This window comes from Kribbella sp. NPDC051718 (genome assembly GCF_040681515.1).
Classification (GTDB): Bacteria; Actinomycetota; Actinomycetes; order Propionibacteriales; family Kribbellaceae; genus Kribbella.
Map to the genome: position 1 here is coordinate 39,260 of NZ_JBFAYZ010000002.1, position 24,814 is coordinate 64,073.

Annotated in this window: 24 protein-coding genes; 13 read left to right on the forward strand and 11 right to left on the reverse strand. The window is 67.1% G+C overall.

The genetic code is table 11. From position 1 onward, the window contains the following. Positions 1-10 precede the first annotated feature (10 nt). Entirely contained in the window at positions 11-2,461 is a 2,451-nt protein-coding gene (locus AB0M15_RS06685) for a YfhO family protein (RefSeq protein ID WP_363814701.1), read from the forward strand. On the opposite strand, the gene AB0M15_RS06690 is transcribed toward AB0M15_RS06685, so the two are convergent. The 4 genes from AB0M15_RS06690 to AB0M15_RS06705 all read right to left on the reverse strand — a co-directional run bounded on the left by AB0M15_RS06690 (position 2,458) and on the right by AB0M15_RS06705 (position 6,088). Then, entirely contained in the window at positions 2,458-3,444 is a 987-nt protein-coding gene (locus tag AB0M15_RS06690; RefSeq protein WP_363814703.1) for an ABC transporter permease subunit, read from the reverse strand. The genes AB0M15_RS06685 and AB0M15_RS06690 overlap by 4 nt on opposite strands. Continuing rightward, positions 3,441-4,373 carry an ATP-binding cassette domain-containing protein gene (locus tag AB0M15_RS06695; RefSeq protein WP_363814705.1) on the reverse strand — a complete coding sequence of 311 codons (933 nt, stop codon included), beginning with the start codon at positions 4,371-4,373 and terminating at the stop codon, positions 3,441-3,443. Before AB0M15_RS06695 ends, AB0M15_RS06690 begins: the two co-directional genes overlap by 4 nt. Positions 4,374-4,467: 94 nt before the next feature. Further along, the gene (locus AB0M15_RS06700; protein WP_363814707.1) at positions 4,468-5,505 is read right to left on the reverse strand and encodes a CU044_5270 family protein; all 1,038 of its coding nucleotides are present in this window, start codon (positions 5,503-5,505) and stop codon (positions 4,468-4,470) included. Further along, positions 5,498-6,088, reverse strand: a complete 591-nt coding sequence (locus AB0M15_RS06705) for an RNA polymerase sigma factor (RefSeq protein WP_363814709.1) — start codon at positions 6,086-6,088, stop codon at positions 5,498-5,500. The genes AB0M15_RS06700 and AB0M15_RS06705 overlap by 8 nt, the downstream gene beginning before the upstream one ends. Positions 6,089-6,170: 82 nt before the next feature. Between AB0M15_RS06705 and AB0M15_RS06710 the strand changes: the two genes are divergently transcribed. The 7 genes from AB0M15_RS06710 (at position 6,171) to AB0M15_RS06740 (ending at position 12,191) form a co-directional block, all read left to right on the forward strand. Beyond that, complete coding sequence (locus AB0M15_RS06710; protein ID WP_363814711.1) at positions 6,171-6,641, forward strand: nuclear transport factor 2 family protein; 471 nt, start codon at positions 6,171-6,173, stop codon at positions 6,639-6,641. 143 nt (positions 6,642-6,784) lie between these two features. Beyond that, positions 6,785-7,066 (forward strand): metal-sensitive transcriptional regulator, encoded by a 282-nt coding sequence (locus AB0M15_RS06715; RefSeq protein ID WP_328335153.1) that lies wholly within the window; start codon positions 6,785-6,787, stop codon positions 7,064-7,066. 35 nt (positions 7,067-7,101) lie between these two features. Then, complete coding sequence (locus AB0M15_RS06720) at positions 7,102-7,320, forward strand: heavy-metal-associated domain-containing protein (RefSeq protein WP_363814713.1); 219 nt, start codon at positions 7,102-7,104, stop codon at positions 7,318-7,320. Beyond that, positions 7,317-8,249: a hypothetical protein gene (locus AB0M15_RS06725; protein ID WP_363814715.1), complete on the forward strand. Its 933-nt coding sequence runs from the start codon at positions 7,317-7,319 to the stop codon at positions 8,247-8,249. Before AB0M15_RS06720 ends, AB0M15_RS06725 begins: the two co-directional genes overlap by 4 nt. 41 nt (positions 8,250-8,290) lie before the next feature. Beyond that, positions 8,291-10,477, forward strand: a complete 2,187-nt coding sequence (locus AB0M15_RS06730; RefSeq protein ID WP_363814717.1) for a heavy metal translocating P-type ATPase — start codon at positions 8,291-8,293, stop codon at positions 10,475-10,477. A gap of 123 nt (positions 10,478-10,600) precedes the next feature. Then, positions 10,601-10,888 carry a helix-turn-helix domain-containing protein gene (locus tag AB0M15_RS06735; RefSeq protein WP_363814719.1) on the forward strand — a complete coding sequence of 96 codons (288 nt, stop codon included), beginning with the start codon at positions 10,601-10,603 and terminating at the stop codon, positions 10,886-10,888. Further along, a complete protein-coding gene (locus tag AB0M15_RS06740) occupies positions 10,881-12,191 on the forward strand; it encodes a type II toxin-antitoxin system HipA family toxin (RefSeq protein WP_363814721.1) in 1,311 nt (436 codons plus the stop codon). Before AB0M15_RS06735 ends, AB0M15_RS06740 begins: the two co-directional genes overlap by 8 nt. Before the next feature lie 56 nt (positions 12,192-12,247). Here the strand turns inward: AB0M15_RS06740 and AB0M15_RS06745 are convergent, their stop codons facing one another. From AB0M15_RS06745 to AB0M15_RS06765, 5 genes are all read right to left on the reverse strand, one after another. Further along, entirely contained in the window at positions 12,248-13,804 is a 1,557-nt protein-coding gene (locus tag AB0M15_RS06745; RefSeq protein WP_363814723.1) for a glycoside hydrolase family 13 protein, read from the reverse strand. A 28-nt stretch (positions 13,805-13,832) separates the two neighbouring features. Further along, positions 13,833-14,807, reverse strand: a complete 975-nt coding sequence (locus tag AB0M15_RS06750; RefSeq protein WP_363814725.1) for a carbohydrate ABC transporter permease — start codon at positions 14,805-14,807, stop codon at positions 13,833-13,835. Next, the gene (locus tag AB0M15_RS06755) at positions 14,804-15,733 is read right to left on the reverse strand and encodes a sugar ABC transporter permease (protein WP_363814727.1); all 930 of its coding nucleotides are present in this window, start codon (positions 15,731-15,733) and stop codon (positions 14,804-14,806) included. Before AB0M15_RS06755 ends, AB0M15_RS06750 begins: the two co-directional genes overlap by 4 nt. Next, positions 15,733-17,115, reverse strand: a complete 1,383-nt coding sequence (locus tag AB0M15_RS06760; RefSeq protein ID WP_363814729.1) for an extracellular solute-binding protein — start codon at positions 17,113-17,115, stop codon at positions 15,733-15,735. Before AB0M15_RS06760 ends, AB0M15_RS06755 begins: the two co-directional genes overlap by 1 nt. A gap of 194 nt (positions 17,116-17,309) precedes the next feature. Continuing rightward, positions 17,310-18,314: a LacI family DNA-binding transcriptional regulator gene (locus AB0M15_RS06765; protein ID WP_363814731.1), complete on the reverse strand. Its 1,005-nt coding sequence runs from the start codon at positions 18,312-18,314 to the stop codon at positions 17,310-17,312. 87 nt (positions 18,315-18,401) lie between these two features. Between AB0M15_RS06765 and AB0M15_RS06770 the strand changes: the two genes are divergently transcribed. The 3 genes from AB0M15_RS06770 to AB0M15_RS06780 are packed head-to-tail and all read left to right on the forward strand — an operon-like array spanning position 18,402 to position 21,250. Continuing rightward, positions 18,402-19,646, forward strand: coding sequence for a DUF4032 domain-containing protein (locus AB0M15_RS06770; protein ID WP_363814733.1), 1,245 nt, complete (start codon positions 18,402-18,404; stop codon positions 19,644-19,646). Between the two features lie 48 nt (positions 19,647-19,694). Continuing rightward, on the forward strand, positions 19,695-20,186 hold the full coding sequence (locus AB0M15_RS06775) for a SigE family RNA polymerase sigma factor (RefSeq protein ID WP_363814735.1): 492 nt from the start codon (positions 19,695-19,697) through the stop codon (positions 20,184-20,186). After that, the gene (locus AB0M15_RS06780; RefSeq protein WP_363814737.1) at positions 20,183-21,250 is read left to right on the forward strand and encodes a hypothetical protein; all 1,068 of its coding nucleotides are present in this window, start codon (positions 20,183-20,185) and stop codon (positions 21,248-21,250) included. The genes AB0M15_RS06775 and AB0M15_RS06780 overlap by 4 nt, the downstream gene beginning before the upstream one ends. On the opposite strand, the gene AB0M15_RS06785 is transcribed toward AB0M15_RS06780, so the two are convergent. Together AB0M15_RS06785 and AB0M15_RS06790 are read right to left on the reverse strand one after the other, a co-directional pair. Next, a complete protein-coding gene (locus AB0M15_RS06785; protein ID WP_363814739.1) occupies positions 21,247-22,014 on the reverse strand; it encodes an SDR family NAD(P)-dependent oxidoreductase in 768 nt (255 codons plus the stop codon). The genes AB0M15_RS06780 and AB0M15_RS06785 overlap by 4 nt on opposite strands. Next, complete coding sequence (locus AB0M15_RS06790; protein WP_363814741.1) at positions 22,011-23,162, reverse strand: acyl-CoA dehydrogenase family protein; 1,152 nt, start codon at positions 23,160-23,162, stop codon at positions 22,011-22,013. The genes AB0M15_RS06785 and AB0M15_RS06790 overlap by 4 nt, the downstream gene beginning before the upstream one ends. 85 nt (positions 23,163-23,247) lie before the next feature. Here AB0M15_RS06790 and AB0M15_RS06795 point away from each other — a divergent pair, with 85 nt between their 5' ends. Together AB0M15_RS06795 and AB0M15_RS06800 are read left to right on the forward strand one after the other, a co-directional pair. Then, on the forward strand, positions 23,248-23,832 hold the full coding sequence (locus tag AB0M15_RS06795; RefSeq protein ID WP_363814743.1) for a TetR/AcrR family transcriptional regulator: 585 nt from the start codon (positions 23,248-23,250) through the stop codon (positions 23,830-23,832). A gap of 58 nt (positions 23,833-23,890) precedes the next feature. Then, positions 23,891-24,781 carry a S1 family peptidase gene (locus AB0M15_RS06800; RefSeq protein ID WP_363814745.1) on the forward strand — a complete coding sequence of 297 codons (891 nt, stop codon included), beginning with the start codon at positions 23,891-23,893 and terminating at the stop codon, positions 24,779-24,781. Positions 24,782-24,814 lie beyond the last annotated feature (33 nt).

Consider the following 24,814-nt stretch of genomic DNA (forward strand, 5'->3'; position numbering starts at 1 on the left):
GGGGAGCGCGATGCCGAAGGCAAGAATCCCGGCACCCGAGGCGTGGGTGGCCGGTGCGGTGGCCGCTGTCGGCTTCATGGTCGCCGGTATGTTCCGCGGCACTTTCCCTTTCGGGCACGCTTCCCGGAGTACGAACGACCTCGGCGTTCAGTACGTCCCCTTCTTCGCGCACTTCTGGGACGTGCTGACGGGCAACGCCCAGGGCGACATGTTATTCAACTGGCAGAGCGGATTCGGGGTCGGGTTCCTCGCCGACTACGGGGTCGATCTCGGCAGTCCGCTGTCGTTACTGGTGGTGCTGTTCCCGCGCGACGACATCGATCTCGCCGTCTTCGTCATCACCACACTGAAGCTTGCATTGGCGGCCGCTGCAATGGCGGCCCTGCTCCGGCGGATGCGGCCCGGTCCGTGGTGGCTCGCGGCCGTGCTCGGCGCGTCGTACGGGCTGTGTGGCTGGGCGATCGACGACGCGGCGTACGTGCCGATGTGGCTGGACGGGCTGATCGCGCTGCCGATGCTGTGTCTGGTCGGCGAGTGGTCGCTCAAGCGCAAGCACCGGATCCTGAGCGTGCTCGTGGTCGGCGTGTTCTGGGTGTCCAACTTCTACACCGCTTACATGGCAACGATCGCGGCCAGCCTGATCCTGATCGTCCGCGTGCTGACCAGCGAGCTCGCCTGGGCCGATCGGCTGCGCGGCCTGCTCCGGCACGCGCTCACGATGATTCTCGGCCTGGCCCTGTCGACCCCGGTCCTGATCCCGGTCTTCAAGGCCAACGCCCTCGCGGCCCCCTCGCCGTCCGGCCATTTCGTCCCCGTCTCGCTGGAAAGCTTCTTCTCGCGGCTCCTGCCACTGACCGAAGGCGTCTCCCGCAGCGCCGGCCTGTACGTCGGTACTGCGGCCCTGCTGCTCGCCGCGACGCTGCCGTTCAACGGATCGGTCCGAGCCGTCACCCGGATCGCCTGGACCCTGCTGGCGGTACTCGTCGGCGCCTCGTTCCTGTGGAAGCCGACGCACGACGTCTGGCACGGCTTCGACACCCCGAACGGCAGCCAGTACCGGGAGGGCTTCGTGCTCTGCGCGATCCTCGTGATGGCCGCCTGGCTGTCCGTCGCCGACCGCACCCCGAGCTGGATCGCGTTGCTCGGCGGCACAGCGCTCGTCGTCACGCTGGCGATCTGCACGCAACACAGCCCCCTGCTGACCAACGGCAGCATCATCGTGCTGAGCTGCTCGGGCGGCCTCCTCCTCGCTGTCATGCTCGCCGTCCGGTACTTCGGGCAGGCACGCCTGGTCGCCCCCATCGCCGCCGTGCTGGTGATCGGCGCGATCGGCGTCGAGCTGGCGTGGACGGCGATCGTGGTCGATCACGAACGCAACAAGGTGCTCACCGCCTCCGCGGAGCCGTGGGGAGCGCAGCAGACCGACCTGGCCGACAAGGTGCGCACGGCGGGCGGCTGGCCGAAGTACCGGACTGATCCTGGCACGTCGCTGACGCCGAACGATCCGGTGCTGCTGGGCGGGCAGGGGCCGGGGTACTACAGCAGCCTGCTGCCCGCGAGTCTGAACCACACGCTGACCAACCTCGGCTTCGGCTGGCAGGGGTACGGGCGGGCATCGCTCGAACTCGACAACCCGGTCACGGACGCGATCTTCTCGATCGGCGCCCGGCTCGACGACGGCACGATCAAGCGCGCCGACGTGCCGCCGCTCGTCAGAGTGCAGCCGAAGCCGGCTGATGGGGCGCCGGAGCCGGACAGCGTTTTCGCTTATCAGGAACGGCTTCTGGGCGCTCAGGTCTATGAGGTGCCGAAGTATCGAGGTCGCCGGATCGCGCCCGGGCTGGTCACGTTGACGGCGACGTGCCAACCCGGATCGACCGTGTACCTGAGCCTGCCGCGCACCGGTGGGCAGGCGCGGATCGGCGCCGACAGCGAGTGGCAGAACCTGATCGCCACCAGGCGACCGGGCAGCAACACAAGCAGCGCGGTGCTGGACGTAGGCAAGACACCGGCCAACGGAGTGGCCGTCATCGAGCTCAAGATCCTCGTATCGCCGTATCCGCTCCCGGTGACCGGGGCGATCGGCTGCCTCGACCAAGCCAAGCTGACCAAGGCTGTCGCCGCTCTGCGGGCGGCCGGTGCGACCGACGTGAAGGCCGGCGGCCACTCGATCGACGCCACGCTGAAGCCCGGGAGTACAGGGCTTGCGGTGGTCGCGGTGCCGCGGACCGAAGGCTGGCGTTGCTCGGTCGACGGCGGCAAGGCGCAGGACGCGGGCGAGTTCGGCGGACTGATCGCCGTGCAACTGCCTGGGCCGAGCCAGAAGATCCACTGTGGCTTCCGGCCGCCAGGCCTCGATGTCGGCCTGGCGGCCGCCGGTGGGTCCATCTTGATCACCGGTGGTCTTGCGCTGCTCTCCCTGCTGCGACGGCGGCGGCAGGGCGCTGGTTCAGGCCGCTAGTTGACGTCGCGGCGGCGGAAGACCAGCGCGCCGATCGCGATCACGATGACGGCCCCGATGCTCAGGTACCAGGCGCCGTGCTCGAAGGACAGGTGCTTCTCGACCGAGTTGCAGCTGTAGCTGCCGTCCTGGCCGGTGGTGCACTTCTCCACGTAGTACGTCGTCCCGTGCAGCACGAAGGCGTCGAAGTTGAGCCGGATCAACCAAGGCTGCACCTGGGTCAGGAACCCGCCGAACACGCCTTCGACCAGTACTACATACGCCATCACGACCCCGATCGCGGCCGCCGTATGCCGCAGCAACAGCCCGACGGCACCGCCGATCGCCGCGCCGACCGCCGTCATCAGCACGACCCGGCCGGACGTCTCCGCCAGGTTGCCCCAGACCTTGCCCGTCGTACCGGCCGTGATGCCGAGCTTGTCGATGATCAGGTACGTGCCGAACACCAGGATCGCGGTCAGCACCACCGCCACCGGGGCCAGCCCGATCGCGGCGCCGGCCAGCTTGCTGGCATAGACGCGCATCCGGCGTGGCTCGAAGGTGAGCCAGTTGCCGATCGCTCCGCTGCTGAACTCGGCGCCGAGGAAGCTGGCCGCGATCAGGAACGCCATCGCCACCAGTAGGTACGACAGTCCCTGCAACATGGTCGGCATCAGCTCGGAGAACACGTTCTTCGGCTTGCCGTACTGCTCGATCGTCGGCGGTCCCGGGCAGAAGTCCTTCAACGCGGGCTTCGGGTCGGGCGTCGAGGCGTACGAAGCCTCGCAGTCCTTCTGGTACTGCTCGCCGTGCAGCTCCCAGTCCTTCTGGGCCTGCTCGAAGTACACCTGGTTCTGCTGCTGCTCGGCCGCCGACAACGGCCGGGAATCCCGCCAGGTGGCGAACAACAGGAACGCGGTGATGATCAGCACGGCGGCGACGCCGATGATCGCGAGCCGGCGCGAGGCCAGCCGGCGGAGCTCGACTCCGGTGAGGCGGATCACTGGTCGCCTCCCAGTCCCTCGTCGGCGGTCAGCTCGAGGAAGACGGACTCCAGGTCGGCGCGGACCAGGACCAGCTCGGACACGTACAACTCCTGTTGGGCCAGCCTTCTGGTCACTTCGGCCGAGTGGTCGGCGCCGTCGACGAAGAGATAGTTGCCTTCGGCCCGCACTGTCATGCCGGCCGCGGTCAGGATGGTGGCGGCCCGGTCCAGCTGGTCCACGGCGATCTTCACCGTGGACTTGCCGCTGCCGCCGATCACCTCGGCGACGGTGCCGGAGGCAAGCAACCGGCCGTGGCCGATGATCGAGACGGTGTCCGCGACCTGCTCGACCTCGGCCAGGATGTGGCTGCTGACCAGGACCGTGCGACCCTGCTCCCCCAGCGCGCGCATCGTCTCGCGGATCTCCCGGATACCGGCCGGGTCGAGGCCGTTGGTCGGCTCGTCGAAGATCAGCAGGTCGGGTTGTTTGAGCAGCGTCGCGGCGATCGCCAGCCGCTGCTTCATCCCGAGCGAGTAGGTCTTGAACCGGTCCTTGCCGCGCTCGTTCAGCGAGGTCTCCTCGAGCACTTCGCCGACCCGCTTGCGCGGCGCGCCGATCGCGTCGGCGAGCAGTTCGAGGTTCTTCCGGCCGCTGAACGCGGGAAAGAACTTCGGCGACTCGACGATCGCGCCGACCCGGCCGACCACGTCGGGCAGCCGGTCCGGTACCACCTGGTCGAACACGGTCATCGTGCCGGCGTCGGCCCGGACCAGCCCGAGCAGCATCCGGATCGAGGTCGTCTTGCCCGAACCGTTCGGCCCGAGGAAACCGTGCACCCCGCCGATCGGCACCTCCAGATCGAGCCCCTGCACCGCGACCACCCGCTTGCCCCGCCTGGTCCGGTACGTCTTCCGCAGCGCCTGCGTGCGAATAGCCAGCTCAGGCATGCCGCCCCTCTCCCTCAGAACCCCCTCGGCGAGGGGGACGCTCATCCTTGCAGAGGATGACGTCCACCTCGCCGGGTTTGTTGCTCGGTTGCAGCTACCGACTCTCGCCCATCCCGTCGACGATGCGGCTGGTGACCGAGCTGAAGCCGATCACCTGTCCACGCTGCTCGCCTTTGGTGACCACCTGGCGTTCACCGATGTAGTCGCCGGTGCGCGGATCGATGATGATCTCCTGCCGTTCCTTGCCGTCGTCGCTGCCGTAGGCGATGCCGACCTTCCCGTCCAGGTTGACCGCGCGGTCCGAGACCTCGAGGTGATCGAGGTTGCCCAGGGCCCGGTAGAGCGTTGACCGGACGTTGGCCGGCACCTGGCCGGTCCGGAGGGCGTCCGCGGCATAGACGAGCAGCTCGGTCTCGCCTCGGCTGTTGCGGGGCGCATCCTTCTTCAGTCGCTTGTACAGCGCCTTCGGGTCGGTCGGCAGGCCGGCGGCCCACTCGGGCGTCGGGTCCTGCCAGCCACCGGCCCGCGTGCAGGGCTGCTGTCCCGCGTCGAGGTAGAAGTCACCGCACCTGGCTCGCAACACTTCCGGCCGCGAGTTGTCGTTCATCTTGTTCACCGCATCCAGCTCTTCCTGGGTGCCCTGCAGCAGTTTCCGCTTGCCGGTGGAGCTGCTGCGCTGCATCCATTCCTGGGTCCGGTCGGCCGGGATCCAGGTCTCGGTGAGTTGCTCCTCGAGATAGGTGACGCCCTTGTTCGGAGCCGTCTCGGTGAAGCCCCAGACCCAGGCGTGGCTGGCCCGGTAGCGGTACTTGCCGGGTGGGATGACCGGGTCCTTGGCGACCACGTGGTCGGCGGCGGAGTTGAGCTCGGCCTTCGCCTCGGCGGTACCACCGGGCGAGTTGGTGGTGACCAGGAAGCCTCCGACTACGAGGGTGGTGACGGCGGCGGCCGCTGTCAGCGCATAGGTCCAGCGTCGGCGCTTGCGGCGTACGGGACGATCGATGGTCGCCAGAAACGTGGCGCGGGATGCCTCGAGCCGGGCCGGGTCGGTCGGTACGTCGTCGTGCAGGGCGCCGAGGGCATGATTCAGCTCATCCTCGGACCACAGGTCGATCAGCTTGTCGTCAGTCATGGTGGATCGCCTCCGGGGTGGCAGTCAGGTGAGCGATGGCGGCGTGCGTGCGCAGTTGCCGCCGGATGCGATGCAGGCGGGATCGGACGGTCCCGACCGGGATGCCGAGGGCTTCGGCGACCTCCACGGTGGTCAGCTCGGACCAGGAAGTCAGTAGGAGCACGTCGCGGTCGCCATCGGACAGCTCGGCTATCGCTGGAGCGATCTGGCGGGCCATTGCCTGGGCATCCACCCGGTCAGCGACCATGCCGTCGTGCGAGGGCTGGTACGGCGTGTTGTCGGCGCGGCTTGTCGCTCGGAGGCCCCGGACCTCCTGGCGGACGTGGCGGCGGGCCAGGTTGGTCGCGATGCCGTAGAGCCAGCTGCGGACGGCCGCGATATCGGGGTTGTAGGTCTCGCGTTGCTTGAAGGCCGCGAGGAAGGTCTCGCTGACGAGGTCGTGGGCATGGTCCGGGCCGACCCGGCGAGCGAGATACCGGTGCAGCGGCGCGGCATAGGCATCGAAGAGTCGGCCGAACTCCAGCTCAGGTCCTCCCCCTGTACCGATGTCAGCCTCCGGGCTGTCGTAACGGATCGCTTTCATGATTCTGGTTGCCCGGAGGGTCCTTCGACGTTCACGCTGGTACAAGGTTGAATGGATACAGTCCACCATCGAGGAGACGCTTGTGAATGCTCGACCACCGCTGCCCCCGTTCACCGAGGAGACGGCGATCCAGAAGGTCCGGGCCGCGGAGAACGCCTGGAACAAACAGGATCCGGCGGCCGTCTCGCTCGCCTACACACCGGACACCTACTGGCGGAACCGGGACACCTTCGTCAACGGCCGGGACGAGGTGGTCGAGTTCCTGACCCAGAAGTGGGCGCGCGAGCTGGACTACCGGCTGATCAAGGAGCTGTGGGCGTTCACCCGCGACCGGATCGCGGTCCGGTTCGTCTACGAGTGCCACGACGCGGCCGGCCAGTGGTACCGGTCGCACGGCAACGAGAACTGGGAGTTCGACCAGAACGGGCTGATGCGGGTGCGCCGGGCGAGCATCAACGACCAGGCGATCGCCGAGAGCGACCGACTGTTCCACTGGGATGCGCCGGGCGCGCGGCCCGATGACCACCCTGGGCTGACCGAGCTGGGGCTCTAGTTTTCAGTTACCCCCTATGGGTATCCGCTGCGGACTTGCATCGGATACCCATAGGGGGTACTTTTTTGCCTGTCGACATACCCCGCAGGGGTAGCAGTTGGGAGAAGAGGACCGCCATGACCACCGAAGAGAACGCCGAGCACGTGCACGGATACACCTCCGAGAAGACCAGCCACCTGAAGCGGCTGCGCCGGATCGAGGGCCAGGTGCGTGGCCTGCAGCGGATGGTCGAGGAGGACAAGTACTGCATCGACATCCTCACCCAGGTGTCGGCGGCCACCAAGGCGCTGCAGTCCTTCTCCCTCGAGCTGCTCGACGAGCACCTGTCGCACTGCGTGGTCGAGGCCGCGCAGCGGGGTGGCGTGGAGGCGGAGGAGAAGGTCCGCGAGGCCTCCGACGCGATCGCCCGGCTCGTCCGCAGCTGACAACTCTGTAGATCTTTCAAGCTAGGAGCACCGCTATGACCACCACCACGTACTCCGTCAACGGGATGACCTGCGGCCACTGCAGCGCCGCCGTCACCGAGGAGCTCGGCAAGCTGCCGGGCGTCCAGGAGGTCACCATCGACCTCAACGCGGGCGGTACTTCCGCAGTGCACGTGACGAGCGAGGCCGCACTGGACGACGCCGCCGTGCGCGAGGCCGTCGACGAGGCGGGCTACGAGCTCGCAGGCGCATGACCAGGGCTGTCGCGGTCCGGCTCGGCGCGTTCGCCGGCGCACTGGCGCTGGCCTTCGCCGCCGCCTTCGCGCTCGGCTCCGCGGTCGACCCGGTCGCGGCAGCCGACCCGGCACCCGCCGCTGACTCACATGGCGACGGTGGCGACGGGATGAGCGGGATGCCCTCGGAGGAGCCGGCCGGTGCGCATGGCGCCGGGCACTCCGAGGCGAGCGCTCAGCCGCCTGGTCTCGCGGTCTCCCAGTCGGGCTACACGTTGGTACCTCAGAAGACCTTCTTCCAGCCCGGCAAGGCGCAGACTCTCGCCTTCACCATCCAGGGGCCTGACGGGAAGGCTTTGCAGCAGTACACGAAGACGCATGAGAAGGATCTGCATCTGATCCTCGTGCGGCGGGATCTGTCCGGGTTCCGTCACGTACATCCGACGCGTTCTGCCGATGGTGTCTGGAGCATTCCGTTCACGTTCACCGCGGGTGGGCAGTGGCGGATGTTCACCGACTTCCAGCCGAGCGCGCTCGGCAAGACACTGACGCTCGGCGCAGATCTGAACGTCTCCGGGCTCTACACGCCCGTGCCGCTGAGCGAGCCGGCCAAGGTCTACTCGGTCGACGGGTACGACGTCACGCTGGCCGGTACGCCGGAGGCCGGCCACGAGTCGGAGCTGACGTTCAGCATCAGCAAGGGCGGCAAGGCGGTCACCGATCTGCAGCCGTATCTCGGGGCGTTCGGACACCTGGTGTCGTTGCGTGGTGGCGATCTGGCCTATCTGCACACGCATCCGTCGATCGAGGCCAAGGCCGGCATGAAGGGCGGGCCGGAGATCGAGTTCGGGACCACCTTCCCGACGGCTGGGACGTACAGCCTGTTCCTCGACTTCCAGCACGCGGGCAAGGTGCGTACCGCCGAGTTCACTGTGGAGGTTCACCAGTGAGTACCTCATCGGACAACTCCGTCGAACTTCTCATCGGTGGCATGACATGTGCCTCCTGCGCCAACCGGGTCGAGAAGAAGCTCAACCGGATGGAAGGCGTCACGGCGACCGTCAACTACGCCACCGAGAAGGCGAAAGTGACGTTTGCCGAAGGCATCAGTACTGACGATCTCGTCGCGACCGTCGAAGCGACCGGCTACACCGCTTCGTTGCCCACTCCCCCGGTCGCCGACGGCCCTGAGCCGGTCGACGAGCTGCGGCCGTTGCGGGAGCGATTGATCGCGAGCATCGCGCTCGCCGTACCGGTGATTGCCTTGGGCATGATTCCGGCGCTGCAGTTCGACTTCTGGCAGTGGGCTTCGCTGACGCTGGCCGCGCCGGTGGTGACGTGGGCGGCATGGCCGTTCCACAAGGCTGCTTGGACGAATCTGCGGCACGGGGCCGCGACGATGGACACGTTGATCTCGGTCGGGGTGCTGAGTTCTTTCCTCTGGTCGCTGTATGCGCTGTTCCTCGGCGAGGCAGGGGCGCCGGGGATGAAGATGCCGTTCACGTTGATCCCGTCGCGGGGTAGCGGAGCTGAGGAGATCTATCTCGAGGTCGCGGCCGGGGTGACGACGTTCATCCTGGCGGGGCGGTACTTCGAGGCTCGCGCCAAGCGGTCTTCTGGTGCTGCGCTGAAGGCTCTCCTGGAGTTGGGGGCGAAGGATGTCGCTGTACTTCGGGGTGGGGTCGAAGTACGGGTTCCAGCCGAGCAGCTTGCTGTGGGCAACGAGTTTGTGGTGCGGCCGGGCGAGAAGATCGCTACCGATGGCGTGATCGTCACGGGGTCGAGCGCGGTGGACGCGTCGATGCTGACTGGTGAGTCGGTGCCGGTGGAGGTCGGTGAGGGCGATGCTGTGGTCGGGGCGACGGTCAACGCCGGCGGGCGGCTCGTAGTACGGGCTACTCGGGTGGGGGCTGATACGCAGCTGGCGCAGATGGCGCGGTTGGTGGAGGACGCTCAGAACGGGAAGGCGGCTGTTCAGCGGTTGGCCGACCGGATCTCCGGGGTGTTCGTGCCGATCGTGATCGGGCTTTCGCTGGCCACGTTGGGGTTCTGGCTGGGGAACGGGTCGCCGACCGAGGTGGCGTTCACGGCGGCGGTCGCGGTGCTGATCATTGCTTGCCCTTGTGCGCTGGGGCTGGCGACGCCGACCGCCTTGATGGTCGGTACGGGGCGTGGGGCTCAGCTGGGCATCCTGATCAAGGGGCCTGAGGTGCTGGAGTCGACGCATCGGGTCGACACCGTCGTACTGGACAAGACGGGGACCGTGACGACCGGGCGGATGGCGCTGGTCGACGTACTGCTGGCGGATGGCGAGGAGCGGGCGGAGGTACTGCGGTTGGCGGGGGCGCTCGAGCATTCGAGTGAGCACCCGATTGCGCAGGCGATCGCGCGCGGGGCTGCCGATGAGGTGGGCAAGCTCGCTGCTGTTGAGGACTTCGGGAATGTGGCGGGGCTCGGCGTACAGGGAATCGTCGACGGGCACGCGGTGCTGGTCGGTCGGACCCGTCTGCTGGAGGAGTGGAGCCAACATCTCCCGTCTTCACTTGCCCACGCGAAGGAGCACGCCGAGGCCGAGGGCAGTACTGCGGTCGCAGTCGGCTGGGACGGCAAGGCACGCGCTGTCCTCGTAGTCGCCGACACCGTAAAACCCAGCTCAGCCGAAGCAATCCGCCAACTGAAAGCACTCGGCCTGCGCCCGGTCCTCTTAACTGGCGACAACGAAGCAGTAGCCCAGAAGGTGGCCGCCGAGGTAGGCATCGACGAGGTAATCGCCGAAGTCCTCCCCGCCGGCAAGGTAGACGCCGTCAAGCAACTCCAATCCGAAGGCCGCTCGGTCGCGATGGTAGGAGACGGCGTAAACGACGCCGCCGCCCTGGCCCAAGCCGACCTGGGCCTCTCCATGGGCACCGGCACCGACGTAGCAATCGAAGCCAGCGACCTAACCCTCGTCCGAGGCGACCTCCGCTCAGCCGCCGACGCCATCCGCCTCTCCCGAACCACCCTCCGCACCATCAAAGGCAACCTCTTCTGGGCCTTCGCCTACAACGTGGCCGGACTCCCCCTAGCAGCAGCAGGCCTCCTAAACCCAATGCTCGCAGGCGCCGCAATGGCCTTCAGCTCAGTCTTCGTAGTAACCAACAGCCTCAGACTCCGCCGCTTCCAACCCCTCACACCTTAGAATTGACCTTTGATGCACTGGCGCAATGTCGCCGTACGACGACATTGCATATTGTGGTAGTACGGCGACATTTGATAATGTTGCCGTACTGCGACATTGCACCAGCGGCTCAAGGAGATGGCCATGCAGGTCCACACAGTCAGAGACCTTGGAGCCGCCGTCCGCGAGGCCCGGTCGCACCAAGGCCTGACCCAAGCTGAGCTGGCCCGCCGGGCAGGGGTCTCGCGCGACTGGCTGGTTCGCCTCGAGCAAGGCCACCCCCGGCTGGAGGTTCAGTTGGTGCTCGATGTCCTGGCCGCTGCAGGTCTTGCGCTGGCTACCGGGCCCCAACCTCCCGAAACCGCCGATCAGACCGAGGCAACCTGGGACGAGCTTTTCTCCCATCTCACTGGCGAATCCGACAATGGCTGAGGATCGCTTGGTCGTCTACCTCGATGGCGTGATGACCGGAATACTCCAGCAGAACGCCCAGGGCCGCCTGTCCTTTGGCTACGACGGCCGGTACCAACAAGACCCAACGACGACTCCCCTGTCGCTGTCGATGCCTAAAGCAACGAAGAGTCACTCGCACAAGCAGGTACACGCGTTCATCTCAGGTCTGTTGCCGGACAGCGAGGCAGCCCTTCAGCGGCTCGGCCGGAAGTACGGGGTATCGCCCAACAATCCCTTCGCACTCTTACGGCAGATCGGAAGGGATGCTGCCGGAGCAGTACAGGTACTTCCGGAGGAGATCGCATCCAGCGACGCGGCCAACCAGCAGGGCGACATCGATTGGCTCAGCGCCGACGCGATGGAGGAGACGCTGACCGACTTGGCGCAGAATCCTGAGAGCTGGGATCCCGGAAGGCATGCGGGCCGCTGGAGCCTGGCCGGCGCACAGAGCAAGATCGCCCTGTACCGATCGCCCGATGGACGATGGGGAGTTCCCTGCGACTCGACGCCGACGACCCACATCCTCAAGCCGTCGATGCCGAACTATCAGGGGCATCATCTCAACGAGCACCTCTGTCTGAGGGCAGCGCAACTGTGCGGTCTACCAGCAGCCGCCACCGAGCTCCTCGCCGGAGACAGGTACGAGGTGCTCATCTCACAGCGGTACGACCGGCACCTCAACCCTGACGGTCGGTGGCGACGGTTGCACCAGGAGGACTTTTGTCAGGCGCTCTCGATCTCACCGCGCAAGAAGTACCAGTCCGACGGCGGACCAGGCCCCGACCAACTCGGCGATCTCCTCGCTAGCCGCAGCCTCGGCACGCATCGCCGGGACAACCTGCAAACACTGTTCGACTATCTGGTGTTCAATGTCGCGATTGCGGCGACAGACGCCCACGCGAAGAACTTCTCGCTCCTGTTGAGTTCACGAAGCGTCCGACTCGCGCCGTTGTACGACGTCGCCTCCTACCTGCCGTACGAACACGGCCGCGGTCTGAGATCCGCCATGAAGATCGGTACGACGTGGGAGATGGCGGCCGTCTCCGAAGAAGATTGGTTCGCCGTAGGCAAGCGGCTCGGCCTGGCGCGTGATGAGTCCATCGCCCGGATGGGATCGATCCGCTCGCAGGTTCCCGCGGCCTTCCACCAAGCAGCGGCCGAGCCGGGCGTCCCGGCGCCGCTGAAGAGCCGGGCCAGCTGGATCGCGGAGCTGGTCACGGCTCAGGTGGAAGGACGTCGTGACCGCTGGGGGCAACTGGACGTCGCGCCGCTCGGCCACTGAATCTGAGAACCCCGCGGAGCGCCTGGTCTGTGGCCCTGGCGCTCACGCGGGGCGGGTCAGCGGAACCAGGCTGTGGTGTCTGAGGGCAGCTTGCCCTCCTCCAACGGGTTGCTGGTGAGGAGTAACTCGGTGTGGGTGGGGAGGTCGATGGGGTCTGCGGTGAGGTTGACGATGCAGGTGAGGGACTCGCGGGTGAAGGTTAGGACGCCTGGGGCTGAGTCGAGCCAGGTTAGGGTGCCGTCGCCTAGGGTGGTGCGGCGGAGTTCTAGGCCGTTGCGGTAGAGGGCGAGCATGGAGTTCTGGTCGGCTTGCTGGGATTCGACTGTGAGGTTTTTCCAGTCGGCGGGTTGGGGGAGCCAGGGGGTGCCGGCGCCGAAGCCGAAGGGGGGTTCTTTGCCGGACCACGGGATGGGGACTCGGCAGCCGTCCCGGCCTCGGTCGGTGCCGTTGGAGCGTTCCCAGAGGGGGTCTTGGAGGAGGTGGTCGGGGAGGTCTTCTACCTCGGGGAGGCCTAGTTCTTCGCCTTGGTAGACGTACAGGCTGCCGGGGAGGGCCATCGCCAACAAGGCCGCGGCTCGGGCTCGGCGTTCGCCTAGGACGGGGTCTGTTTCCATGCCGTGTTTGCGGTCTTGGTGGGAGAAGGACGTGTCGGGGCGGCCGTACTTGGTGACGGGGCGGGTTACGTCGTGATTCGAGAGCACCCAGGTGGGGGGAGCTCCGATCGGGACGTGGGTGGTGAGGGTCAGGTCGATGGAGGCGCGCAGTTCGGCTGCATCCCAGGGGCGGGAGAGGAAGTCGAAGTTGAAGGCGGTCTGCATCTCGTCGGGCCGGAGGTACAGGGCGAACCGCTCCTGATCCGGCATCCACATCTCGCCGACCAGGAAACGGCCCTCGTACTCGTCGGTGATCTGTCGCCAGCCGCGGTACACGTCGTGCACCTCGTCGTGATCGGTGTACGACTCCTCGACGCTGTCCAGGTCCTTGAAGAGCACCGCCGCGCTGTCGATCCGGATCCCGTCCACGCCACGATCCAGCCAGAACCGCAGGATCGCATGGAACTCCTCCACCACCGCCGGATTGCGCCAGTTGAAGTCCGGCTGCTCGGGCGCGAACAGATGCAGGTACCACTGCCCGTCCGCGACCTGCGTCCAGGCGGGTCCGTTGAAGATCGACTGCCAGTCGTTCGGCGGCAAGCCACCCTCACGCCCGTCCCGGAACAGGAAGCGCTCCCGCTCGACCGACCCCGGCCCGGCCGCCAGCGCCTGGACGAACCAGTCCTGCTGGTCCGAGCCATGGTTCGGCACGATGTCGATGATGGTCCGCATCCCCAGCGCGTGCGCCTCGTCGATGTACGCCTCGGCCTCGGTCAGCGTGCCGAAGCTCGGGTCGATCGCGCGGTAGTCGGCGACGTCGTAGCCACCGTCGGCCATCGGCGACGGGTACCACGGGTTCAGCCAGATCGCGTCGACACCGAGCTCCGCCAGGTACGGCAGCTTGGCCCGCAGTCCGGCGAGATCGCCGATCCCGTCACCGTTGCCGTCGGCAAAGCTGCGCAGGTAGACCTGGTAGATCGCGGCTCCGCGCCACCATGTGCCGCCGTCTGTAAGAGGCATTGCTTCTCCTTGGAGGGTTGGAGGGGGATCAGCCTTTGAGGCTTCCGGCGGTGAGACCCGCCATGATGCTGCGCTGGAACACGAAGAAGACCAGGATCGTCGGCAGCGACGCGATCACCAGGGACGCGATCAGCACGTTCTGCGGCATCTGCGCCGACAGCGACGCGATGCCGACACTGATCGACATCTTGTCCGTCTCCGGCAGGACCAGCAGCGGCCAGACGAAGTCCTTCCAGACCGTCACCACCGACAGGATCGAGACGACGCCGAGGATCGGGCGCGACACCGGCAGCACGATCGACCACAGGATCCGCATCGGCGACGCGCCGTCGATCTCGGCCGCCTCGAGCAGTTCGCGCGGGATCGAGTCGAAGAACCGCTTGAGCAGGAAGATGAAGAACCCGTTCGCCGCGGCCGGCAACCAGATCGCCCAGGGTGTGTTGAGCAGGCTGACGTGGAAGAGCGGCACGTCCTTGGCGACCAGGTACGTCGGCAGCAGCAGCACCATCGGCGGGATCATCAAGGTGGCCAGCATCAACGCCAGGATCAGCTTGCCGAAGAACGGCCGCAGCTTCGACAACGCGTACGCCGCGGTGACGTCGACCGCCAAGGTGAACAGCCATGCGCCACCGGCGTACAGGGCGGTGTTCTTGAGGAAGACGCCGAGCTGGAGCTGGTTCCAGGCGTCGGCGTAGACATGCCAGTCGAAGTGCTTCGGGAAGAAGCTCGGCGGGATCTGGGCGATCTCCTCCGGTGACTTCAGCGCGCCGGTCACCATCCAGTAGAGCGGGAAGACGAAGGCCAGCGTGAAGCCGATCACCACGACCACCAGCACGGTCCAGTACGTCACCTTGCCGCGCCAGGATCGCAGGGCCAGCGGCGACACGAGGCTCCTGGTCTCGTACCCGCCGCCCTTGTTCTTCTTCTTTTTCCTCGTACCCCGCGGAGCCGGCGCCGGCGTCGTTGCCTCCAGCACCTGTTGCGGTTGCAGCGTCGTCGTCATCGGGCACCCTCGTTGTCGCGCGAGACGCGCAGGTAGATCGTCGAGAAGACCATCAGGACCACCATCAGCATCAGGCCGAGCGCGCCACCGCCACCGAAGTCGCCGAAGTTGAAGGCGTACTGGTACATCAGGTAGGCCACCGTCACGGTCGCGTTCTCGGGGCCGCCGCCGGTCAGCAGGTAGGGCTCGATGAAGACCTGCATGGTCGCCACCACCTGGAGCAGCAGCATCACCAGCAGGATGAGTTTGGTCTGCGGGATCGTCACGTGCCAGACCCGCTTGAACAGCCCAGCGCCATCGAGCTCCGCGGACTCGTACAACTCACCGGGAATGCTCTGCAGCGCGGCCAGGTAGATCAGCGTGCCGGTACCGAGGTTCATCCAGGTCGAGACCAGGACCAGCGAGATCAGCGCGGTGCTCGAGGAATCGAGCCAGCTCAGCGGCGGGATGCCGAAGACGTCGAGGATTTGGTTGAACAGACCCGAGCCCGGATCGTAGAACCACTTGAACAGCAGCACGCCGACCGCCGGCGGCAGCATCACCGGCAGGTAGACGACGAACCGCAGATAGGCCCTGGCGTGCTTGAGCTCGTTCAGCACCACCGCGAGCAGGAACGGGATCGCGTAGCCGACGATCAGCGCGAGACCGCTGAAAGCGGCCGTGTTCAGCCACGCGGACCGGAAGGCCGGATCCTCGATCACGGTCCGGAAGTTGTCGAAGCCGACCCATTTGGCGGGATCGACGAAGTTGTTCTCCTGGAAGCTCAGGATGACCTCGCGGATCATCGGGTACCAGGAGAAGAAGGCGAAACAGATCAGTGCCCCGCAGAGGAACCCGTACGCCGTGAGGTTCCTGCCCACCGCGCGGCGCGCCGCTCCCTGGGGAAGGGAACGGCGCACCGGCGGCTTCGCGGTCAGTACTGCCATCAGGTGTTCTTGGCGAGGATCTTGTTGGCCTTGCCCTCGGCGTCCGAGAGCAGCTTGCTGATGTCGGCGTCCTTACGAGTCAGCACCGCGGACATCGCGACATCCAGTACGGCGTACAGCTCCTGCGCCTTCGGCGGCTCGAGCTTGTTGGTGATGTTGGCCTGCGCGTCGACGTACGGGGTGAAGTGGTCGACCGGCACGGTGGCGAACTGCTTGCGGAGGGCAACGATCTCCTTGCCCGGCGCGGTGTTGCCGTACAGGTCCGGGATCGGCAGGCCGACCGGGCGGCCCTGGGCCTTGGCCCGCTCGTAGTTGAACTGGCCCTGACCCGGCGTCAGCTCGTGGAACTGCAGCCACAGCAGGCCGGCCTTGATCTTCTCCGGCGTCGCCTTCGGGTTGAACATGTAGCCGTCGCCACCGCTCAGCGACGAGTGCCCGTCGGACTCCGGTACCGCCGTCACGCCGTAGTCGTCGAACTTGCCCTGGAAGTCGTTGTTGACCGACTGGACCACGTCCGGTGCGCCGATCATCATGCCGAGCTTGCCGGAGCCCATCATCCGCATCAGGTCTTCCCACTGCAGGAGCTGCTTGGTGCCCATGCTGTTGTCGTCCCAGCGCATCTTCTTCAGGTTCTCCAGGACGGCCTTGCCCTCGTCGCTGTTGAACGCGGCGGTCTTGCCGTCGTCGCTCACCATCGAACCGCCACGGGCGTACAGCGAGGCGGCGAAGTGCCAACCGCCGGTGTTGCCCGCGCTGTACTCACCAAAGCCCGTGTAGCCCGCGCCGAGACCGGCGATCTTCTTGGCCGCTTCCTGTACCTCGGACCAGGTCTTCGGCGGCGAGTCCGGGTTCAGGCCCGCCTGGGTGAAGAGCTTGCGGTTGTAGACCAGGCCCATGTTGTAGTTGTTGCGCGGCAGACCGTAGGACTTGTCGCCGTCCTTGAAGACGCTCTGGACGTCGGGGCGGATGTCCTTGAGCTCCTTCACGTCGCCGATGTACTGGCTGATGTCCGCGGCCTGCTTGGCCTTGATGATCTTCTGGACATCGGTGTAGTAGACGTAGAACACGTCCTCCTGGGTGCCGCCGGCCAGCTTCGCCTGGAAGGTGTCCGGGTTGATGCAGGGGAACGCGTCCTTGCTCTGGATGGTGATGTTCGGGTGCAGCTTCTGGAACGCCGCGACGTCCTCGTCCCACCCGGCGCGTTCCTTCGGATTGCTCTTCGGCGGCTGGCAGCCCACGGTGATGGTCACGGGTGCGTTCGCGTCGCCCGAACCCTGGGCGGCCGGCTTGTTGTCGTCCCCGGATCCACAGGACGCGGCGGCTAGGCCGAGCCCTGCCACGAGCAACAGGCTGAGCGCCTTGCGGTGGCTCGTTGTCCTCATCGATGTGCCCTTCTACTGGCGAGGGCGCTTTCCGTCCCGCCCCTCGGATGTGGTCCGTACCGTAGGCAACGCGACTAGATGTGCGCAATAGTTCGATCGCAAGTTGCAAAAACGTGACTCCTGACCGGAACAACGCAAAACGGGGGCCTTGAGCAGGATTTCTGCTCAAGACCCCCGTGGGGTGTCTGTCGTTGTCAGACCTTGGCGGCCGTCCGCAGCCGGGCGGTCGACGCGCGGACCACCAGCTCGGGCTCGAACAGCAGCTCGTCGGCCGGTACGGCGGCGCGCTCGATCAGCGCCACCAGCATGTCCACCGCGGCCCGGCCCATCGCGTCGATCGGCTGCCGGACCGTGGTCAGTGGCGGGTCGGTGCAGTTCATCATCGCGGAGTCGTCGTACCCGATCACCGAGACGTCGTCAGGTACGGACAAACCGGCCCGGCGGACGGCCCGGATCGCGCCGAGCGCCAGGATGTCGCTCGCGCAGACGATCCCGGTGACGCCCTGCTTGACCAGCCGGGTCGCGGCCGCGTGACCGCCCTCGAGCGAGAACATCGTGTGCTCGACCAGCTCCGGATCAGCCTCCGGAGACTTCAGGAAGGCGTCCAGCTTGCGCCGCGAGGGGATGTGGTCGCGCGGGCCGAGCACCATCCCGATCTTCTGGTGCCCGAGCGCGCGCAGGTGCCCGATCGCCATCTCCGCGGCCACCACGTCATCCGATGACACCTGCGGGAAGCCGAGGTGGTCGACGGCCGCGTTGACCAGCACGGTCGGCAGCCGGCGCTCCTGGATCAGTTCGTAGTGCGCGTGCGGCGCGTCCGCCTGGGCGTAGAAACCACCGGCGAAGACGACGCCCGAGACCTGCTGCTGGAGGAGCAGGTCGACGTAGTCAGCCTCGGACACACCGCCGACTGTCCTTGTGCACAGCAACGACGTGAACCCCTGCTGCGCGAGCGCTCCACCGACTACCTCGGCGAAGGCCGGAAAGATCGGGTTCTGCAACTCCGGCAGCACCAGGCCGACCAGGCGGGCCCGATCCCCCCGGAGCTGGGTCGGCCGCTCGTAGCCGAGCACGTCGAGCGCGGTGAGCACCGCCTCGCGGGTCGCCTCGGAGACCCCCGGTTTGCCGTTCAGTACCCGGCTCACGGTCGCCTCGCTGACCCCGACCTTCTTCGCCACCTCAGCAAGTCGTCGCGTCATAGCGCAAACACTACGCCACATTCCGCAAATTCTTGCGGCCACTTGCGTTCGTTACCCGATCCGTCAGGAACTGCCACACTGGTCTGCGTGCCTCGTTTCGTAGCCACTCGCCCGGACACCGGCCTGCTGTCGCTCCCCTGGGACATCCCACTGGAGGACTGGCCGGAGGACCAGCTGGTCGCGCTCCCCCGCGGTATCTCGCGCCACGTCGTCCGGTTCGTCCGGGTGAACGGGACCGTCTACGCGATCAAAGAGGTGATGGAACACCTCGCGATGCACGAGTACCGGCTGCTGCGCGATCTCGAGCGGCTGGACTCCCCCTCGGTCGAGCCAGTCGGCGTCATCACCGACCGGCTGGACAAGGACGGCGAGCCGCTCGACTCGATCCTGGTCACCAAGCATCTGCAGTTCTCGCTGCCGTACCGGGCGCTGTTCTCCAGCACGCTGCGACCGGACACGGTCAACCGGCTGATCGACGCGCTGGTCGCGCTGATCGTCCGGCTCCATCTGCTGGGCTTCTTCTGGGGCGACTGTTCGCTGTCGAACACCCTCTTCCGACGTGATGCCGGCGCCTTCGCGGCGTACCTGGTGGATGCGGAGACCGGTGAGCTGCACCAGGAGATCTCCGACGGGCAGCGCGCGCACGATCTGTACACGGCCGAGATCAACCTGTTCGGCGAGCTGTCCGACCTGGAGGAGGGCGGCCTGCTCGACGAGTCCATCGACCCGTTGGAGACGATCCACTCGATCACCGCCCGGTACGAGGCGCTCTGGAAGGAGCTGACCGCGCCGGAGGAGTTCCGCACCGACGAGATGCACCGGCTGGACTCGCGGATCCGGCGGCTGAACGAACTCGGTTTCGACGTCGCCGAGATCGACATCATCACCGACTGGGACGGCAGCCAGGTCCGGATCCAGCCGAAGGTCGTGGACGCCGGCCACCACTCGCGCCGGCTGCTGCGGTTGACCGGGTTGGACGTCGAGGAGAACCAGGCGCGCCGGCTGCTGAACGACCTGGACTCGTACTCGGCTGCGACCGACCAGCAGGGCGAGGACGAGGAGATCGTCGCGCACGAGTGGCTGACCGAGGTGTTCGAGCCGGTCGTCCGGTCGGTACCGCGGGACCTGAAGCGCAAACTCGAGCCGGCCGAGGTGTTCCACGAGGTACTGGAGCACCGCTGGTTCCTGTCCGAGCAGGCCGGCCACGAGGTCGACACGATGGAGGCGGCCCGCTCGTACGTCGAGGAAGTCCTCGCCGCCAAGCCCGACGAGAAGCTCACCTTGCCACCCGCGCCGCTGCCGGGCGCGACGCTGGATCCCGATCTGGACTGATGCAACGTCTGGGCTCCTACTGGCGTGGTACGGGGTAGGAGGTGGCAGATGGATTTCGACGAATGGATCCAGTTACGCGGGGCGGCGCTGCTGCGGTTCGCATATCTGATGACGCGCGATCACTCGCGCGCTGAAGAGGCGGTCCAGGACGCCCTGGTCTCGGCGTACTCGCGGTGGTCCCGGATCCAGCGCGTGGGCGACCCGGAGGCGTATCTGCGCCGGTCGGTCATCAACGCGGACATCGCCCGCTGGCGCAAGTTCTTCCGCCGCGAGACCCCGGTCGCCGAGCCGGCGACGCTCGACACGGCCACTCAGGACCACGCGGGCCCGCACGCCGAGCAGGACGCGGTCTGGACGCTGTGCGCCTCCCTCCCGACCAAACAGCGCGCCGCCGTCGTCCTCCGGTACTACGAAGGCCTGCCGGACAGCGAGATCGCCGAGATCCTCGACTGCACCTCCGCAACGGTCCGTTCCCAGATCCACCGCGCCCTGGCGTCGCTCCGTACGACCCTGAGCACAACCGAGGAGGTCGCGCAGTGACGACCGAAGACCCGACCGAGACCCTGCTGACCGAATCGCTGGACCGCCACGCCGCCGAGGCGCCCGACGGCCACCACCTGCTGACGACAGTTCACAGTCGCCTGCGCCGCCGGCGTACCGGCCGAACCATCGGCGCTGCGGCACTGGCGGTCGTTGCGGTCGCCGCGACCATCACCGTGACCCAGTCCCTGAACCACGACGCCGGCCCGGCTGGGAAAACGGCCAGCACCGCGGCGACGAACTTCCGCTGGGAGTCGTACAAGACGGTCCAGGTCCAGGTGCCCGCGAGCTGGAAGACCTTCAGCTCCGGCCCGGCACCGTGCGGCACTTCGAAGGCACCGGGCGTCGGCCGGCTCTCACCATGGATCAGCCTCAAGAACCCCGTGTGTTCCGTGGCGGTCCTGCCGCTGGCCGAACGCCACGAGTACGTCTGGTTCGACGACGTCCAGAAGCCCGGCGTGAAGCAGTACGACGGCGGCTGGACCGAGGAGACCCGCGAGGTCGGCGGCGTCCACGTCAGCGTGCTCACCAAGGACGACGCCCTCCGCCAACGCATCCTCAACTCGGCCGTCCCCCTCACCAACGGCCCGGACGCCTACGGCTGCGAGCAGAACGGCTATCTCCCCAACGAGGACGATTCCACCGAGCCGCCGGCCCTGGGCAAGATCGACTCCATCGACATCTGCGAATACTGGGGCCCCTACCACTCCACACAGCAGCCGTCCCTGATCGCCGGCTCAAGGCTCGACGGCAAACAGGCGACCAGCCTGGCCCAGCAGATCACCAAGGAACTCAGGACCGCACCCAAGACGTCCAGCGAGTCTCCGTTGTTCTGCTTGCCGGTCGGCCTGAGAACCATCCGCCTCACACTGCACGGCCCCGACGGCGACTGGTCCATGCTCTTCAAGGAACAGAACTGCATGAACCGCTACTACACGAAGGTCGGCTCCGACCTCCGCCTGTTCTCCATCGCCTTCACCGATCTGGTCTTCACCGGCGTCCACCGCCCGGACCAACCAAGCGACATTGCCCTACCCGTAGGCATCACCCCACCGGCCCGCTAGCGCGGGGGCATGCGGAGGGCGCCGTCCAGGCGGATTACCTCGCCGTTCAGCAACTGGTTGCTGACGATGTGGTCGACGAGGGCGGCGTACTCCGAGGGGCGGCCAAGGCGGGCCGGGTACGGGACCTGCTGTTCCAGGACCTTGCGGGCGTCTTCGGGGAGGCCGGCGAGCATGGGGGTTTCCATGGTGCCGGGGGCGATCGTTACTACCCGGATGCCCTTGTCGGCCAGGTCGCGTGCAGCGGTGAGGGTCAGGGCGACGATCGCGCCTTTGCTGGAGGCGTACGCCGTTTGGCCGATCTGGCCGTCGTAGGCGGCGATGGAGGCGGTCATCACCACTACGCCGCGGTCGCCGTCTTCGTCGGGCTCCAGGGCGATCATGCGCTCGGCGGCCAGGCGGAGGACGTTGAAGGTGCCGATCAGGTTGACCTCGATCACCTGGCGGAAGGTTGCCAAAGGCAACGGACCCTTGCGGCCGACGACCCGGCCGGGGGTGGCGATGCCGGCGCAGGTGACGACGAGGCGGAGCGGGCCCAGCCCGGCGGCGGCGTCGAGGGCTGCGGTGACGGCGGCCTCGTCGGTGACGTCGGTGGGGACGAAGACGACGCGGTCGCCCAGTTCGTCGGCGATCGCCTTGCCCGCCGAGGACGGGAGGTCGCAGATCACCACGCCGGACCCGGCGGCGGCATACCGGCGTACGGTCGCCTCACCGAGCCCGGAACCACCGCCGGTGACGAGAACGACATCGGACGCGGCAAGCTTCATCGAACGCTCCTGAGGAGATCGCGGCTGATCACCAGTCGCTGGATCTGGTTGGTTCCTTCGAAGATCTGGGTCACCTTGGCCTCGCGCATGTAGCGCTCGGCCGGGAACTCGCGGGTGTAACCGTAGCCACCGAGCACCTGGACCGCGTCGGTGGTCACCTTCATCGCGGCGTCGGTGCAGACCAGCTTGGCGATCGCCGCCTGCTGGGTGAACGGCCGGCCGAGGTCGCGACGGCGAGCAGCCTGGATGTACGTCGCCCGCGCCGACTCGGTCGCCGCGGCCATGTCGGCCAGCAGGAACTGCATGCCCTGGAAGTCAGAGATCGGATGACCGAACTGCTCGCGGCCCTGCGAGTACGACGCGGCGAGGTCGAGCGCCGCCTGCGCCAGGCCGACCGCACAGGCGGCGATGCCGAGCCGGCCGGAGTCGAGCGCCGAGAGCGCGATCCGCATCCCGTCACCCTCGTTGCCGATCAGGTTGGCGACCGGCACCCGGACGCGGTCGTAGTTGACCAGCGTGGTGGTGGATCCAGTCAGGCCCATCTTGCGTTCCGGAGCGCCGAAGCTGAGACCCTCGGCCGATGCGGGCACGTGGAAGGCGGAGATCCCGTGCTTCGGGTCGGCCGACGTCCGCGCGAAGGTGGTGTAGAAGTCGGCGTGCGAGCCGTGCGTGATCCAGGACTTGGTGCCGGTGAGCACGTAGTGGTCGCCGTCGCGGATTGCCTTCGTTGTCATCCCGCTGATGTCAGACCCGGCCTGCGGCTCCGAGAGCGCATAGGCGCCGAGCAGTTCGCCGCCGACCATGTCGGGCAGCAGGAGCTCGCGCTGGTCCGCAGTACCGAAGGTGGCGATCGCGTAGCTGGTCATCGTGTGCACGGACAGGCCGACGCCGACCGACATCCAGGCCGCGGCGATCTCCTCGAGCATCTGCAGGTAGACCTCGTACGGCTGCTCGGCGCCGCCGTACTGCTCCGGGTAGGGCAGGCCCAGCAGCCCGGCCTTGCCGAGCGTGTGGAACGCCTCCCGCGGGAAGGTCTCGGTCTCCTCGGCCTTGGCGGCGTACGGCGCGAGCTCGTGCTCACACAGGTCCCGCACCAGCCCCAGCAGCTCACCGGCCTCCTCGGTCGGGAGCAAGCGATCGACAGCCATCACGCACCCCTCTCAGCGGCTACCGAAATGATACTCCTATCGATACTGAAGACCAAAGTTCCGTATCGTTCTATGCTGTCTCGATATGACAACAGTCGTCCCCGGGCGTCGTACCCGCAGGCAGTCCGAACTGCTCGACCGGCTCCTGTCCCTGTTCCTCACCCAAGGCTTCAGCCGGTTCACCCTGGACGACCTGGCCGCCGAGCTGCGGTGCAGCAAGACGACCCTGTACGCGCTGGCGCCGAGCAAGGAGCAGCTCGCCGTCGAGGTGGTCAAGCACTACTTCAAGAATGCCACCGCCGAGGTCGAGTCCGCGGTGGCCAAACAGACCCGGCCGGACCGCCGGATCGCGGCGTACCTGAACGCCGTCGCCGACGCGCTGCGGCCGGCCAGCCGGACCTTCCTGGACGACGTCGCGACGTTCGCGCCGGCCCGGTCGGTGTACGAGCGCAACACCCGGATCGCGGCGGACCGGGTCCGGTCGCTGATCGAGGACGGGATCGAGAGCCGGGCGTTCCGGCAGGTCGACATCGGCTTCGCGGCCGAGATGGTCGCGCACACGATGCAGGCGATCCAGCGCGGCGACATCGCCCGGCGTACCGGCCTGAGCGACGCCGAGGCGTACCGCGAGCTGTCCTCGTTCGTCCTGCACTCACTGCGTCACGACTGAACGACAGCTTGCTGCCAAGTCCCCCGGCTGAACCGGTCGCGGTGGAAAGGTGTGCTCCATGACATCGCTTTCCCTCCGCCGCGCGATGGCGACGCTGGCCACCGGCGCGCTCGCCCTGACCGCCATCCCAGCCGCCCACGCTGCCTCCGCCGCCCCCCAGCAGACGCCGCCCGGACCGCGTACCGCCGCCGCGATCTCGGCCGCCCTGACCAAGGACGCCGCCGTCCCTGGCACGGCCTGGATGACCAGACCGGACGGCAAGGTCGTCGTCTCCTACGACTCGACCGTGATCGGCACCAAGTACAACTCGCTGACCAAGGTCACCAAGCAGTTCGGCGACCAGGTCGTGATGGAGAAGCTCCCCGGCAAGCTGACCAAGTACGTCAACGGCGGCGGTGGGATCTACAGCGGCGACTGGACCTGCTCGGCCGGCTTCAACGTCCAGCGCAACGGCAAGTACTACCTGCTCACCGCCGGTCACTGCGGCAAGGACGCCGCCACCTGGTACAGCGACGAGGCCCACCGGAACCTGGTCGGTTCGGTCTACCGGCCCAGCTTCCCAGGCAACGACTACGCCGTGATCACCTACCGGGCCGGCCTCAAGCCCGGTGGCAGCGTGAGCCTCTACAACGGCCGCTCCCAGGACATCGTCCGGGCTGCCAATCCTGGTCTCGGCCAGACGGTCTACCGCTCGGGTATCACCAGCGGTCTGCACGGTGGCAAGGTCACCGGCCTGAACGCCACGGTGATCTACGACGAGGGTGCGGTGGGCAACCTGATCCGTACCAACGTCTGCGCCGAGCCCGGCGACTCCGGCGGCCCGCTGTTCTACCGCACGTACGCCTATGGGCTCACCTCCGGTGGTACCGGCGACTGCAGCTCGGGTGGAGTCACCTACTTCCAGCCGGTCATCGAGGCGATGAACGCGTACGGCGTGACGATCTACTGACTCGACGGCTTGGCATCTTGGCCGCAGCCGGTA